At 43.6% G+C, this 15,166-nt stretch carries 11 protein-coding genes; all 11 read left to right on the forward strand.

Annotated features, from left to right (window positions below):
* Nucleotides 1-35 precede the first annotated feature (35 nt).
* The 11 genes from dnaK (at nt 36) to pulA (ending at nt 14,898) form a co-directional block, all read left to right on the forward strand.
* Entirely contained in the window at nt 36-1,952 is a 1,917-nt protein-coding gene (dnaK, locus tag LQZ07_RS07920; protein WP_016402399.1) for a molecular chaperone DnaK, read from the forward strand.
* A 115-nt stretch (nt 1,953-2,067) separates the two neighbouring features.
* On the forward strand, nt 2,068-3,210 hold the full coding sequence (gene dnaJ / locus LQZ07_RS07925; protein ID WP_016402398.1) for a molecular chaperone DnaJ: 1,143 nt from the start codon (nt 2,068-2,070) through the stop codon (nt 3,208-3,210).
* Nucleotides 3,211-3,340: 130 nt separating this feature from the next.
* Nucleotides 3,341-3,883 (forward strand): bifunctional adenosylcobinamide kinase/adenosylcobinamide-phosphate guanylyltransferase, encoded by a 543-nt coding sequence (cobU, locus tag LQZ07_RS07930; protein WP_152779769.1) that lies wholly within the window; start codon nt 3,341-3,343, stop codon nt 3,881-3,883.
* Between the two features lie 36 nt (nt 3,884-3,919).
* Nucleotides 3,920-4,786 carry a M48 family metallopeptidase gene (locus LQZ07_RS07935; RefSeq protein WP_152779767.1) on the forward strand — a complete coding sequence of 289 codons (867 nt, stop codon included), beginning with the start codon at nt 3,920-3,922 and terminating at the stop codon, nt 4,784-4,786.
* A complete protein-coding gene (locus LQZ07_RS07940) occupies nt 4,767-5,255 on the forward strand; it encodes an N-acetyltransferase (RefSeq protein WP_194164054.1) in 489 nt (162 codons plus the stop codon). The genes LQZ07_RS07935 and LQZ07_RS07940 overlap by 20 nt, the downstream gene beginning before the upstream one ends.
* 53 nt (nt 5,256-5,308) lie before the next feature.
* Nucleotides 5,309-5,929 (forward strand): FKBP-type peptidyl-prolyl cis-trans isomerase, encoded by a 621-nt coding sequence (locus LQZ07_RS07945; RefSeq protein WP_016402394.1) that lies wholly within the window; start codon nt 5,309-5,311, stop codon nt 5,927-5,929.
* 243 nt (nt 5,930-6,172) lie between these two features.
* On the forward strand, nt 6,173-7,558 hold the full coding sequence (locus LQZ07_RS07950; protein WP_152779763.1) for a CmpA/NrtA family ABC transporter substrate-binding protein: 1,386 nt from the start codon (nt 6,173-6,175) through the stop codon (nt 7,556-7,558).
* 69 nt (nt 7,559-7,627) lie between these two features.
* Nucleotides 7,628-8,650: an ABC transporter permease gene (locus LQZ07_RS07955; RefSeq protein ID WP_152779761.1), complete on the forward strand. Its 1,023-nt coding sequence runs from the start codon at nt 7,628-7,630 to the stop codon at nt 8,648-8,650.
* Between the two features lie 15 nt (nt 8,651-8,665).
* Entirely contained in the window at nt 8,666-9,505 is an 840-nt protein-coding gene (locus tag LQZ07_RS07960; RefSeq protein ID WP_152779759.1) for an ABC transporter ATP-binding protein, read from the forward strand.
* Nucleotides 9,506-9,725: 220 nt separating this feature from the next.
* The gene (gene dapB, locus LQZ07_RS07965) at nt 9,726-10,538 is read left to right on the forward strand and encodes a 4-hydroxy-tetrahydrodipicolinate reductase (RefSeq protein ID WP_152779757.1); all 813 of its coding nucleotides are present in this window, start codon (nt 9,726-9,728) and stop codon (nt 10,536-10,538) included.
* 349 nt (nt 10,539-10,887) lie between these two features.
* On the forward strand, nt 10,888-14,898 hold the full coding sequence (pulA, locus tag LQZ07_RS07970) for a pullulanase-type alpha-1,6-glucosidase (protein WP_227981097.1): 4,011 nt from the start codon (nt 10,888-10,890) through the stop codon (nt 14,896-14,898).
* Nucleotides 14,899-15,166: the final 268 nt, after the last annotated feature.

Raw genomic sequence — 15,166 nt, forward strand, 5'->3', positions numbered from 1 at the left:
ATATTAGTTACAACCAGAATTTGGAGAACACCATCATGGGTAGAATTATTGGTATCGATTTAGGAACCACTAACTCTTGTGTTGCAGTATTAGACGGCGACACCCCTAAAGTAATTGAAAACGCAGAAGGCGATCGCACAACGCCTTCAATTATTGCGTTTACCGACGACGGCGAAACCTTAGTAGGCCAACCTGCTAAGCGCCAAGCGGTTACTAACCCAAAGAACACTGTATTCGCTATTAAGCGTTTAATCGGTCGTCGTTTTACCGATGACGAAGTTCAACGCGATATCGAAATTATGCCTTTCAACATTGTTAATGCTGACAATGGTGATGCTTGGGTAGAAGCCAAAGGCGACAAGAAAGCGCCACCACAAATCTCTGCAGAAGTTTTGAAAAAAATGAAGAAAACTGCAGAAGACTACCTAGGTGAAGCGGTAACAGAAGCAGTTATTACTGTTCCTGCTTACTTCAACGATTCACAACGTCAAGCAACTAAAGATGCTGGCCGTATTGCTGGTCTAGATGTTAAACGTATTATCAACGAGCCTACTGCTGCGGCATTTGCTTACGGCGTAAACAACGCTAAAGGCGACAACGTAGTTGCTGTTTACGACTTAGGTGGTGGTACATTCGATATCTCAATCATTGAGATTGACGAAGTTGATGGCGAGAAAACTTTCGAAGTATTAGCAACCAATGGTGATACTCACTTAGGTGGTGAAGACTTTGATAACCGCTTAATCAACTACTTAGTAGAAGAATTTAAGAAAGACCAAGGTTTCGACCTTAAGCAAGATCCACTGGCTATGCAGCGCTTAAAAGAAGCGGCAGAAAAAGCTAAGTGTGAGCTATCTTCAGCGCAACAAACAGATGTAAACCTACCTTACATCACAGCTGATGCTTCAGGTCCTAAGCACTTAAACATCAAAGTAACTCGCGCTAAGCTTGAGTCTTTGGTTGAAGAATTAGTTCAACGTTCACTAGAGCCATTACGTATTGCACTGCAAGATGCTGACCTTTCAGTTAGCGACATCAACGATGTAATTCTTGTTGGTGGTCAAACTCGTATGCCACTAGTACAAAGCGCTGTAACCGAGTTCTTTGGTAAAGAGCCACGTAAAGACGTTAACCCTGATGAAGCAGTTGCTATGGGTGCTGCTATTCAAGGTGCGGTATTGTCTGGCGACAAAACTGACGTACTACTACTAGACGTTACCCCACTATCTCTAGGTATTGAGACAATGGGCGGCGTAATGACTCGCGTTGTAGAAAAGAACACCACCATCCCAACTAAGGGTTCACAGGTATTCTCAACAGCCGACGATAACCAAAGTGCGGTAACCGTTCACGTAATTCAAGGTGAGCGTAAGCGTGCTGCAGACAACAAATCTTTAGGTCAATTCAACCTAGAAGGTATTCGTCCTGCACAGCGTGGCGTGCCACAAATTGAAGTAACTTTCGATTTGGATGCTGACGGTATTTTACACGTGTCTGCTAAAGACAAAGATACCGGTAAAGAGCAGAAAATTACCATTCAAGCATCATCTGGTTTGTCGGATGACGAAATCAACAAGATGGTAAACGAAGCTGAAGCAAACGCTGAAGAAGATAAGAAGTTTGAAGAATTAGTTCAGGCTCGTAACCAAGCTGATGCACTTGTACACGGTACTCGTAAGCAAATTGAAGAAGCTGGTGAAGCACTTCCTGCTGAAGATAAAGAGAAAATCGAAGCTGCAGTTAGCGAGTTAGAAACCGCTAGCAAAGGCGAAGATAAAGCAGAAATTGAAGCGAAAACTCAAGCTTTAATCGAAGCGTCTCAAAAACTAATGGAAGTAGCACAGCAACAAGCTCAAGCGAATGCTGGTGAAGCTGACGCAGAGCAAGCGGCTCCTGCCCAAGACGACGTTGTTGATGCTGAGTTTGAAGAAGTGAAAGACGACAAAAAATAATTTGTCTAAACACTTTTAGTAAGTAAATAACGGGCGTTGTGTGAACAACGCCCGTGTGTCTATCAAAAGCCATTACTTTCAACTGGTTTAGTTGCGAGAAAGTAGAACACCCATTATGTCAAAACGCGATTATTACGAAGTTCTTGGTCTAGGCAAAGATGCCGGCGAGCGAGAAATTAAAAAAGCCTACAAACGTCTGGCGATGAAGTTTCACCCTGACCGTACTAAAGGCGATAAAGCTTCTGAAGAGAAATTCAAAGAAGTTAAAGAAGCCTACGAAGTACTGAGTGATGCTCAAAAGAAAGAAGCTTACGATCACTATGGTCACGCTGGGGTTGATCCAAACCGTGGCGCTGGTGGTTTTGGTGGCGGACATGGCGACTTTGGCGATGCGTTTGGCGACATCTTTGGTGATATTTTTGGTGGTGGACGCGGTGGCGGCGGTGGCCGTCGTCAGCCTCAACGTGGCTCGGATCTTCGCTACAACTTAGAGTTGAGCTTAGAGCAAGCGGTTAAAGGCGTTAAGAAAGAAATCCGCGTACCTACTTTAGTACACTGTGAGCAGTGTAATGGTAGCGGCGCTAAAAAAGGCTCAACACCAAAAACTTGTGGCACCTGTCATGGCCAAGGCCAAGTACAGATGCGTCAAGGCTTCTTTGCTGTTCAGCAAGCCTGTCCTACCTGTAAAGGTAAAGGTTCAATTATTTCAGATCCTTGCCATAAGTGTCATGGCGAAGGTCGTTACGAACGCTCAAAAACACTATCAGTTAGCATCCCTGCTGGCGTTGATACTGGTGACCGTGTTCGTTTATCGGGTGAAGGTGAAGCGGGCGAGAGCGGTGCTCCAGCCGGTGATTTATATGTACAAGTACATGTTAAAGAACACCCAATCTTCCAACGTGAAGAAAACAACCTTTACTGCGAAGTGCCAATTAGCTTTACCTTAGCCGCTTTAGGTGGCGAGATTGAAGTACCAACCTTAGATGGTCGAGTTAATCTAAAAGTACCTAACGAAACGCAAACTGGTCGTATGTTCAGAATGCGTGGTAAAGGGGTTAAATCGGTACGTGGTGGCCCAATTGGCGACTTAATCTGCAAAGTCATTGTAGAAACGCCGGTTAAGCTAAACGAAACGCAAAAACAGCTACTTAAAGACTTTGAAGAAAGTTGTGGTGGCTCTGCGAGCAGCAAGCACAAACCTAAGGCTGAAGGCTTTTTCGACGGTGTTAAGAAGTTCTTTGATGACTTAACCAGTTAATCAAAAAACTTAAAGAAAAGCGGCTATTAGCCGCTTTTTTTATGCTTTTTGCTCACTCATATTGCCTCATTACCAACGTTCCAAGCAGCCCTTTGACTATGTTATTCTTTGTAAAAAATCATTAGGTAGCATGATGATAAGTCTTGTTTTAGGTGGCATTAGAAGCGGTAAAAGCGCTTGGGCTGAACAGCAGTTTAAAAGTAACAGTGAGCTTAAGCCTGTTTATATTGCTACTGCGAAGGCGAGTGATGAAGAAATGAGCCAACGGATTGCTCATCATCGCTCTTTGCGTAAAGCTTCTTTTGAGACCCATGAATTGGATTATTCTAAAGAAGTATTAAGCCAAGTGGTACTGAGTTACGCCGCTAAAAAGCAGCCAATATTGTTAGAATGTATGTCGACTTGGTTAGGGTGGTGGCTTTGCACTAATAAGTCTGTAGACCAGCAGTTACTCGATATTCAACAGCAGTCTGCCACATTACTGGCAAGCTTAGATGAACTGGATAGTGATCTAGTTATCGTGAGTAACGAAGTGGGTTTGGGCTTGGTATCAGACAACGCCATGGGGCGTAGGTTTGCTGATGAACTTGGGCGACTAAACCAAGCCTTAGCAGCAAAAGCCGATAAAGTTGTATTTGTTAGTGCTGGCTTACCGCTAGTATTAAAGGAGTGATTGCCGATATAGGCAGTAATGAAATGGAATGCATGAATGAATAAGATCTTAAAAAACGTCATTATTGTTAGCTCAATTGCAGCTTTGCTTAGCTGCTCTGCTTCTCCTACTGGGCGCAAACGGGTGTTACTTTATGATGACTCAAAAATGAGTGCCTTAGGCGCTCAGTCTTTTGAAGAAATCAAAAAACAAGAAAAGATTTATACCGACAAAGCCACCAATGATTATGTTGCTTGTGTTTCAAATGCGGTTACTGCAGAAATCCCTGGTCACTACGGTGATGAAGACTGGGAAGTAGTAGTATTTGATTCTGACCAAGTCAACGCGTTTGCCTTGCCCGGTGCACATGTGGGCGTATATACCGGTCTAATCAAGGTGGCCGAAACCCCAGATCAGTTGGCAACAGTTATAGGTCATGAGATAGCCCACGTATTAGCGGAGCATAGCAACGAGCGCTTATCACAAAATCAAATTGCTGGAATAGGCACCGCAGTAGCGGCAGTGGCGATTGGCGTAAGTGACGATGTAAAACATAAGGGCGCCGCTATGGCTGCACTTGGTTTAGGAGTGCAATACGGCGTGCTGTTACCCTATGGTCGTACCCAAGAAAGCGAAGCAGATTTAATGGGCTTAGACTTAATGGCCAGTGCCGGTTTTGATCCTCGTGCAAGTGTTGCCCTTTGGCAAAATATGGCTAAAGCGGGTGGTGGTTCAGTACCAGAGTTTTTGTCTACTCACCCTTCAAATCAAACGCGTATCTCTGATTTAGAAGAGCGGATGCCACGTGCCATTCAACTAGAAAAGCAAGCCATTGCCCAGGGTAAATCACCGCAGTGTATTCGACCCGCGAGTTTTGATGCTAAAGAGACCTCTAAAGAGTCCGATGTCGATAAAACTAGCTAGCCTTAGTGATGCCGAAGACATCTGCCGGGTTCAGCGACGAAGCTGGCAGCATGTCTACTCTCAGCAACTCATTTCCGATATGTTCCAAGCCCTACCATTTGAACTGCATCAGCAACTGTGGCAGCAACGTCTTTGCAGTGAAGAAAACCAAATTTGGGTATTAAAAACGACTGGCATACAGGGTTTTTTAATGCTGGAAAAGCAAACACCAGAGATTGAATTAGCGGCACTGTATTTACAACCAGATGTCATTGGTCAAGGCTGGGGCAGAGCTCTATTGGAACAAGCTTGTCAGGGCACTGCGCAGAAGGATGTGTACTGCTGGGTGATGCAAGATAACCCGCGTGCAGAGGGCTTTTATCGCCATATGGGCTTTAAATTTACTGGTGAGCAACGCCAAGTAGAATTTGCCAGCAGTTACTTTGTTCAAAAAAAGGCGCATTTAGCCGCAGACCAACGGTTTTTCTAGTGACTTTGTGGTAATCTTTTGGCTCTTTTTAACGATCAGAATTAAGAGTTCAAATGAGCGATAAATATCAAGGCGCAGCAGCGCAAGCAAGTTACGGCTACGGCCTTCAAATTGGTGAGCAAATTGAGCGTGCAGCATTCGACGGCTTAGAAGTGAATGCAATGCTTGACGGTATTCGTGACGTAATGCAAGGCGCGCAACCACAGCTTGATGAAGCAGTTATTAGTGCGGCTTTCCAAGAAATTACTAAAGAAATTGAAGCAAAAAAAGCTGAGCAACATAAAGAAGCTATGGCAGAAGGCGAAAACTTCTTAGCTGATAACGGCAAACGCCCAGAAATTAACAAAACTGAATCTGGTCTTCAATACGAAGTATTAGTTGAAGGTGAAGGCGAATCGCCAAGTGCTAGCAGCAAAGTACAAGTTCACTATGAAGGTACCTTAATTTCTGGTGAAGTATTCGATAGCTCTGTACAGCGTGGTCAACCTGCAGAATTCCCAGTAAATGGTGTAATTAAAGGTTGGACTGAAGCGCTACAACGCATGAAAGTGGGTGACAAATGGAAGCTATACATTCCTCAAGAGCTTGCTTATGGCTCTCAAGGTGCGGGTGCAGCAATTCCACCTTTTGCAGCCCTAGTATTTGAAGTTGAGTTACTAGCTATTCTTGGTTAATAGAAAACTCAATTAAAAGAAGCCGGCTTTAAGCCGGTTTTTTTATGCGCCAATATTGTGCGTGCCTGTTCTAAGTTAGTGAATTTTATGAAAAAACACGAATACTCCTTTAGGGGTAATAGTGTTTGTAAGTTAATGATTTTTGGTGTTAAAAAAATGTGATCTAGATCTTGGCACATCCTTAGCTACTCCCTAAGTGTTATCACAAATTAGTTACTTCCAAATGGGTATTAGGAGCAGGGAATGCAGAAATTAGCACCATTAAGCTTACAAAAAATCATTAAGACGACCATCGCCGCTGCAGTGGTATCAGCCAGTTTTATTGGCTTTAGTCACGCAGAAGTGGGAGAACCAGAGAAGGAAGATCTTAAGTTTGGTTTTATTAAACTTACCGACATGGCTCCACTTGCAGTGGCGTATGAAAAAGGCTACTTCGAAGACGAAGGATTGTATGTTCAGTTAGAAGCACAAGCTAACTGGAAAGTATTATTGGACCGCGTTATTACCGGTGAGCTAGATGGTGCTCACATGTTGGCTGGCCAACCTCTAGGGGCAACCATTGGCTTTGGTACTAAGGCCGACATTATCACGGCGTTTAGCATGGACTTAAACGGTAACGCTATTACCGTATCAAACGACATCTGGGCACAGATGAAACCGCACGTGCCACATAAAGATGGCAAACCTGTTCACCCAATTAAAGCCGATGCGCTTAAGCCGGTAGTTGATAGTTACATCGACCAAGGTAAGCCATTTAACATGGGCATGGTATTCCCAGTGTCTACGCATAACTACGAGTTACGTTACTGGTTAGCCGCTGGTGGTATTCACCCTGGTTACTACGCGCCGCACAAAGGCGATACCTCAGGCAAAATTGATGCTGATGCGCTGTTGTCTGTAACGCCACCGCCACAAATGCCATCAACCATGGAAGCAGGCACTATCTACGGTTACTGTGTGGGTGAACCTTGGAACCAACAGGCCGTATTTAAGGGCATTGGTGTTCCAGTTGTTACCGATTATGAGATCTGGAAAAACAACCCAGAGAAAGTATTTGGTGTAAGTAAGGGTTGGGCTGATGAATATCCAAATACTCACATTCGCGTAGTGAAAGCGATGATTCGTGCAGCCAAGTGGTTGGATGAAGAGAACAACAAAAACCGCCCAGAAGCCGTTAAGATTCTTTCTAAAAGCCAATATGTTGGTGCCGATTACGACGTAATTGCCAACAGTATGACGGGTACCTTTGAATACGAAAAAGGCGATAAGCGCGAAGTGCCAGACTTTAACGTGTTCTTCCGTTACAACGCGACTTACCCTTACTACAGTGATGCAATTTGGTACCTAACGCAGATGCGTCGTTGGGGACAAATTTCAGACAACAAACCAGACTCTTGGTACATGGATATTGCTAAGAAAGTATATCGCCCAGACATTTACGCAATTGCCGCTAAAGAGTTAATTGCTGATGGTGTGATTGATGCTAGCGAGTTTCCTGATTTTGCTACCGAGAGTGGCTTTAAACCGCCACAAAAACACTTCATTGATAACATTGTTTACGATGGTTCAAAACCCAATGCGTATCTTGATAAGTTTTCGATTGGCCTGAAAAAAGACGACAAGATCTAAGCCGAATCGTTATTGAGAGCAGCCGGGCTTAAGGGCCCGGCATCGAGATTTGCAAAAGGAGTTGTAGAGATGAAAGACAAGTTAATTCACTCTTTAGAAACTGTAGGATTAAGCCCTATGGTACCAGTGGTTCGCTTGGCCAGCGGTGAAAAACCAAAGCAGCAATGCACCGAAATATTTGAACGAATAGGGCTGCCTATTTTGGCCATCGCTTTGTTCTTGTTGTTGTGGAGTGTATCGGCGGCAAAAGTACAAACTAGCCTAGGTACCTTGCCTGGCCCAGCCCAAGTTTGGGAGCAATATCAAGGCTTAGTGGTTGAGCATAAAGAGGAGCGTGCGAAAGAAGAGGCCTTCTATGAACGCCAAGAGGCTCGCAATGCGAAGAAACTGGCTAAAAATCCTGATGCAAAAGTAAAAATACGACCTTACACCGGCAAAGAAACCTTCTTTGACCAGATACTAACCAGTTTATATACGGTGTTTACCGGCTTTATACTTGCCAGTTTAATTGCTATCCCAATTGGGGTTGCTTGTGGCTTGAATAAAAAACTCTATGGCGCGGTTAGTCCGATTATCCAGATTCTCAAACCGGTTTCGCCATTAGCGTGGTTACCAATAGTTACCATGGTAGTGAGTGCGGTTTATGTAAGCAGTGACCCAATGTTTTCTAAGTCATTCGTGACTTCGGCCATTACAGTAACCTTATGTTCGCTATGGCCAACACTAATTAACACCGCGACTGGCGTTGCATCTATTGATAAAGACTGGTTAAACGTTGGACGAGTGATTCAGCTACATTGGTCTAAGCAAGTGACCAAAATCGCCATTCCAGCTTCTCTGCCGATGATATTCACTGGCTTGCGTATTTCACTCGGTATCGGCTGGATGGTACTTATTGCAGCAGAAATGCTCGCGCAAAACCCTGGTCTAGGTAAGTTTGTGTGGGATGAATTCCAAAACGGTAGCTCTAACTCACTGGGCCGTATCATGGTAGCAGTAGTAGTGATTGGTTTAATTGGTTATGTACTTGACTGGTTAATGGTAAGCCTACAAAAAATCATTTCTCATTCAAGCCCAGAAAGCGCTCGATAGGATAAGGAAAACATTATGTCTCAGTATTTAGAAATTGATCACGTTAGCATTGATTTTCCCACTAAAAATGGTCCTTTCCGAGCGTTAAATGGGGTGGACTTAAAAATTGCAAAGGGAGAGTTTGTATCCTTAATTGGCCATTCAGGTTGTGGTAAATCTACGGTGTTAAACATTGTGGCGGGTTTATATAACGCAACAGAAGGTGGTGTGGTATTAGAAGGAAAAGAGGTATTTCAGCCTGGTCCTGACCGCGCAGTAGTGTTTCAGAACCACTCATTACTGCCTTGGCTTACTGCTTACCAAAATGTTGAGTTAGCCGTAAAAGAAGTGTTTAAAGGACAAAAATCTAAGGCTGAAATGAAAGACTGGATTGAGCACAATCTAGAGCTTGTTCATATGAGCCACGCCTTGCATAAACGCCCTGATGAGATTTCGGGTGGTATGAAGCAGCGTGTAGGTATTGCCCGTGCATTAGCTATGCAACCAAAAGTGCTGTTAATGGATGAACCGTTTGGCGCGCTAGATGCGCTAACTCGTGCTCACTTGCAGGATTCTTTAATGGAAATCCAGCAAGAGTTAAACAACACGGTAATCATGATTACTCACGATGTAGATGAAGCGGTATTGTTGTCGGATAAAATTGTGATGATGACTAACGGGCCAGCGGCAACCATTGGTGAAGTGCTTGATGTTAAACTTGAGCGACCGCGTGATCGAGTTGCTCTCGCTGATGATCAAGAGTACAACCATTATCGCTCGCAAGTGCTTAAATTCCTTTATGAGCGTCAGCGTAACCCGGCACAAGCTACAGAGAAAGCCAAACCAAAGTTGGTTAAATCAGGTGAAGCCGCGTAATTATTACTGTTTAAACCGCTGTTACTCAGTTTTTTCCTAACAAGAAAGGCCACTACTTGTAGATAGTGGCCTTTTTAGTGCGTGTGCTTCTCAATAGAACAAATAGGTTTTTAAGCACTTTAGGTTCATATTTAGGCTAAACCTCGTTTTATATAGCTTGCTTTGTTATAGTCGAGCCACAAATTAAGACGGGTGTGGCCGGTTTCAAAGGAGAATAAACATGTCGCAAGTTAGAGTGGCAATTGTTGGTTGTAACGGAAGAATGGGTAAGAATTTACTCGAAGCAGTAAATCAAAGTTCGGCCACAACCTTAGGTGCGGCAACAGAACGCCCTGGTTCAAGCTTAATCGGTGTTGATGCTGGTGAGCTAGCTGGTTTAGGCAAATTAGATATCGCCATTGTCGATAACATTGAGCAAGCAAAGGATGATATTGATGTAATCATCGATTTTACTGCACCTGTTGTTACTTTGGCTCATGTTGAGTGGGCACGCGTCAACAACAAGAAGATGGTTATTGGCACAACCGGATTTAGTGATGAACAAAAGCAGCAGTTAAAAGATGCAGCCGAAGACATAGCTATTATGTTTGCGCCTAACATGAGTGTTGGCGTTAACCTAGTATTTAAGCTTTTAGAAGTCGCCGCTAAAGTGATGGGCGATTACACTGATATCGAGATTATTGAAGGCCACCATCGCCATAAAGTCGACGCTCCATCTGGCACTGCGTTAGGCATGGGAGAGGCGATTGCCGATACACTGGGGCGTGATCTTAAAAAAGTAGCTGTTTATGGCCGCGAAGGCATTACTGGTGAGCGTGATAGAGATACTATTGGCTTTGCAACCATTCGTGCCGGCGACTTAGTGGGTGAGCATACCGCTATGTTTGCTGATATTGGTGAACGCGTAGAGATTACGCATAAAGCCTCGAGCAGAATGACCTTTGCTAATGGTGCAGTACGTGCGGCATCTTGGTTACAAGACAAGCCAAAAGGTTTATTCAACATGCGAGATGTGCTCGATTTGAATGATTAATAAATAGCTTTATTTATCTTTAATAGTGAACGTCGCTAAGCGGCGTTTTTTTATTCCCTAAATTTAATGGCAGTACTTTATCCTGAAAAAGATCTTGAAAACGTTATCAAGGTTTTCTTTGAAATCGTTTTCAAGAATTATGTTCTTTGAGCGGTCTCACAAAGCCTATAAAAAACACACTAATGTAATATTGTGTTACTCAAAGTAACGTTGCCGTCACAGTCCTTTTTGTCGCGAAATCCTACCTTATGTGCATCTCGTCCAACGGAAGGCGAGAGTAATTAAAACCCAAACATAAAAACAGTAATTTACTGAATATCGGTTCAGTAAAAGGAAAGGAAAGGCTGACATGGATATAAAAATCAATAAGCTAGCCAAGCTTACCATGCCCATTCTAGCGACAGCTTTGCTGGCTGCTTGTGGTAGCGACGACGACAATGGTAACGGTGGCGGTGGTAACGTCATTGATGGACTGTACACTGCAGGCGAAAATGAAGTTGTAATTTATTATAAGCGAGATGAAGCTCATGAGCGTGTAGATGAGTCTGCTTATGAAGGCTGGGGCTTACACCTCTGGAATGGCGAAGGTTGTACTAGTACCGACCTAGAAGCTATGGGTATTGCTGATGGCGGTACTGATTGGGGATCTCCTCATCCTGCCACTGGTATTAGTGAAACTTACGGCGCTTATTACGTATTAACTGTTGACCCTGATGCCTCTGACCCACATGAATGTATGAACTTCATTTTGCACAATGGTGACGATAAAGCCTTTGGTAGTGCAAACTCAAAAGTTGAATTAACTAAACTTGAAGATGATAAAGGTATTTTTGGTTTCCACGGTAGCAGCGAGCTATTTTACGCACCAATTGCTGAGCGCCCAGTCGCCATTGATGGCGCAAAAGCGCATTGGGTTGATGCCAACACCATTGCTTGGGAAGCTGCGGGCAATGCTACTCAGCTAGAACTTCGTTACGATCCTGAAAATGGCATTGCCATGGACCCAGAGACTAAAGAAGTTACTGGTGGTACTGCAGTTGCACTTTCTACTGGCAGCTTAACTGATGAAGCTAAAACGCGTTTCCCACACTTATCTGGTTTGAGTGCAGCAGAAATTGAAGTTGATGATGCAACTTTAAAAGCAATTCTTAAAAGCCAAATTGTTGTAGTTGCCATGGACGCTGAAGGCGTTGCAACTGCAGCCACTCAAGTTCAAAAACCTGGTGTAATTGATAAAGTATTCGTTGAAGGTGAAGGTGGCGCACTAGCTGAAGAGCTAGGTGCTATTGTTAGCGGTGATGACGTAAGCTTTAAAGTTTGGGCTCCTACAGCGCAAAGCGTTAAATTGTACTTGTACAATGATGGCGAAGAAGGTTTAACTTCTGCCGGCTCATTTGATATGGAAGAAGCCGCAAACGGCGTTTGGTCTTCTGAGCAGACTGGTGCAGTGGGTAAATACTACCGCTACGAAGTGACTGTTTACCACCCAACCACAGAAACTGTTGAAACCCGTATGGTTACTGACCCATACTCTCTAGCGCTTTCAACTAACTCTCTTTACTCTTTAGTTGTTGACTTAGATGCCGATGAGCTTAAGCCTGCTGATTGGGATAGTTACGCACGCCCTGAAATGGCTGAAGATGTAGACCACGTTTTATACGAATCACATCTACGTGATTTCAGTGTTAGTGATACTCAAGGTACTGCAGCAAACAGTGGGAAATACCTTGCGTTAACAGAGCCAGAGCGTGAGTCGGTTACTCATCTGCAAGAGTTAAAAGATGCTGGTTTAACCACATTACATATTCTTCCTGCTTTTGATATAGCAACAGTAGATGAAGAAGGTGCTATTGATATTGACGCACCGTTATCTGACCTATGTGACAAAATTCAGAAAACTGATGATTACTGTGCAGATGCTTCAGGTACTATTGAAGCTAAATTAGCAAGCTTCGACCCGACTACAGGTGATGCTCAATCACTTATGAATGATCTGCGCGGTTTAGATAGCTTTAACTGGGGTTACGACCCATTCCATTACACAGTGCCAGAAGGCAGCTATGCCACTGACGCTGAAGGTACTACGCGTATCTTAGAATTCCGTGAAATGGTTAAAGCTACTCATGACATGGGTCTTAAGATTGTTATGGATGTTGTATACAACCATACCAATGCTTCAGGGGTGAATGATAAGTCGGTTCTAGACAAAATTGTCCCTGGATATTACCACCGTCGTGATGCAAATACAGGTGGCGTAGAAACTTCAACTTGTTGTGATAATACCGCAACAGAAAACCTTATGATGGGTAAACTAATGACTGATTCATTAGTTACTTGGGCGAAGGAATACAAAGTTGATGGTTTCCGTTTTGACTTGATGGGTCACCAACCAAAAGATCTAATGGTAGATTCATTGGCCGCTGTTCGTGAAATTGATGAAGATACCTTGTTCTATGGTGAAGGTTGGGACTTTGGTGAAGTAGCCAACAATGCTCGTTTTGAGCAAGCCACTCAGTGGAACATGGCTGGTACAGAAATTGGTACCTTCTCAGACCGGTTACGTGACGCAGTTCGTGGTGGTAGCCCATTCGATAGTGGAGAAGGCATTCGTAAAACTCAAGGTTTTGGTAATGCTGATACACTAAATGAGTTAAACACTGATGCAGAGAATTACCGCACTGAAGCCCTTCATAACCAAGATTTGATTCGTGTTGGTATGGCGGGTAACTTGCAGAAGTTTGTATTACTTGATTCTCAAGGAAATACCAAACGCGGCCAAGATGTTAACTACAATGGTGCTAAAGCAGGTTATACCTTAAATCCATCAGAGAACATCTCTTATGTGTCTAAGCACGATAACCAAACTTTATGGGATAACAATGCCTATAAAGCTACTACGGGTACCACTGCTGCAGATCGCTCACGTATGCAAGTAGTGAGTTTGTCTACTGTTATGTTAGGTCAAGGTATTCCGTTCATTCACATGGGTTCAGAGTTACTTCGCTCAAAATCTATGCAACGTGATAGTTACGATTCTGGCGATTGGTTCAACCGTGTAAGATTTGATGGTTCAGACAATAACTGGAACGTTGGTCTACCACGTGAAGATAAAGATGGCGGTAATTGGGATTTAATCAAGACCATTATTGCTGACGAAACGGCTCAACCTACCCAAGCTGATATTAAGCTTGCTAAAGATCAGTTCTTAGAGTTGCTAACCATGCGCTCTAGCAGTGACTTGTTTCGTTTAACTACCGCTGAAGAAGTACAAGCACGTGTTGACTTCCGCAACGTTGGTGAAGATCAAGTACAAGGCTTAATTGTAATGTCTATCGACAACGGCACTGGTGCCGGGGCTGATTTAGACCAAAACAATGACGCGATTGTAGTTGTACTAAATGCGACTGATGCAGAACAAGAGTTTGAAGTAACTGGTGCAACTGGTTTTGAATTGCATGAAGTTCAACAAAACTCTGCTGACTCAGTTGTAATGGGCGCAAGCTTTGCTGATGCAACCTTTACAGTTCCTGCACGTACAACAGCCGTATTTGTTCAGCCACGAGATGGTGCTCGCGGAACGGGTCTTCCTGTAGACACCTCTAACAAAGACTTAAGTGCTATCCCACCTCTAGGTGATACCCAAGTATTTGTTCGTGGCTTAGGCGGTGAATGGGGAGCTGTTTATCAATTGGAATTCACTAAAGATGGCTTGTACGAGTATACAACTACGCTAGAAGCGGGTAGTTACGGCTTCAAAGTAGCGGATGCTGACTGGGGAGATGTTAACTACGGTGCTACTGAGGGTGAACTTACTTTAGGTACAGCAAAAGCCCTTGAGTACAATGCTGGTGATTTAAGCTTCGCGATTGATACAAAATCAGTTGTGAAATTTGTCACGGATTTCTCAACGGTTGATGCTCCTACAGTTGTGGTAACTGCTGAAGAAGTAGCAAGTTGTGGTCTGCTAGAAGACAGCGCAGACGCAGGGCCTTTGGCCACTCAATTAGCTGTTCGCGGTAGTCACTCTGGTTGGGGGTGGGACGAAATGTACGCACTATCATACAAGGGTGAAAATACCTATCAGGTATCACTTGCCGCTGGTGCATACGAGTTCAAGCTGGCTTCCGATGCAGATAACTGGGATCCTCAAATGATTGCCTACTCAGATGGCGCTCGCGTAGAGAACCTTGTTATGAATGTTGACTACCAAGCTTGGGCACGTGTTGGCGATAGCGCCATTGGCGACCCAGGCAACAATAAGATTACTTTAGCTAGTGATAGTATTCTTACTCTTACTGTGAACGGTGAGTTAACTGATAACGTAGATAACGGTACAATTAGTATTTGTGAAGTTGAATAATTAACGAATAAACCGTAATGTAAAAGCCAAGGCGTGTTGCCTTGGCTTTTTTATTTGGTCAAATTGCTTGATAGCAGCTAGGGTTGATACTCAAAAATGCTAGCTAATGTAACTTAGACAAAACATTCTATTTTGAGCCCTTTCTGCTTCAAAATGACTATAAAGCTTATTTTTATAAGTTTGTATAAAAATTGATAGACCTTTCTCAATATCTCTTCTATAATCCGCGGAATTTGCCAAAATTTTATCGTATTGGGCTAAAGTTTAC

The organism is Agarivorans sp. B2Z047, assembly GCF_023373605.1.
Lineage (GTDB): Bacteria > Pseudomonadota > Gammaproteobacteria > Enterobacterales > Celerinatantimonadaceae > Agarivorans > Agarivorans albus.

What these genes read in the sequence shown, in the direction of transcription:
- pulA (WP_227981097.1), top strand. Translation starts at nt 10,888, where the DNA reads ATGGATATAAAAATCAATAAGCTAGCCAAGCTTACCATGCCCATTCTA.
- dnaJ (WP_016402398.1), top strand. Translation starts at nt 2,068, where the DNA reads ATGTCAAAACGCGATTATTACGAAGTTCTTGGTCTAGGCAAAGATGCC.
- LQZ07_RS07945 (WP_016402394.1), top strand. Translation starts at nt 5,309, where the DNA reads ATGAGCGATAAATATCAAGGCGCAGCAGCGCAAGCAAGTTACGGCTAC.
- LQZ07_RS07955 (WP_152779761.1), top strand. Translation starts at nt 7,628, where the DNA reads ATGAAAGACAAGTTAATTCACTCTTTAGAAACTGTAGGATTAAGCCCT.
- LQZ07_RS07960 (WP_152779759.1), top strand. Translation starts at nt 8,666, where the DNA reads ATGTCTCAGTATTTAGAAATTGATCACGTTAGCATTGATTTTCCCACT.
- LQZ07_RS07935 (WP_152779767.1), top strand. Translation starts at nt 3,920, where the DNA reads ATGAATAAGATCTTAAAAAACGTCATTATTGTTAGCTCAATTGCAGCT.
- dapB (WP_152779757.1), top strand. Translation starts at nt 9,726, where the DNA reads ATGTCGCAAGTTAGAGTGGCAATTGTTGGTTGTAACGGAAGAATGGGT.
- dnaK (WP_016402399.1), top strand. Translation starts at nt 36, where the DNA reads ATGGGTAGAATTATTGGTATCGATTTAGGAACCACTAACTCTTGTGTT.
- cobU (WP_152779769.1), top strand. Translation starts at nt 3,341, where the DNA reads ATGATGATAAGTCTTGTTTTAGGTGGCATTAGAAGCGGTAAAAGCGCT.
- LQZ07_RS07950 (WP_152779763.1), top strand. Translation starts at nt 6,173, where the DNA reads ATGCAGAAATTAGCACCATTAAGCTTACAAAAAATCATTAAGACGACC.
- LQZ07_RS07940 (WP_194164054.1), top strand. Translation starts at nt 4,767, where the DNA reads ATGTCGATAAAACTAGCTAGCCTTAGTGATGCCGAAGACATCTGCCGG.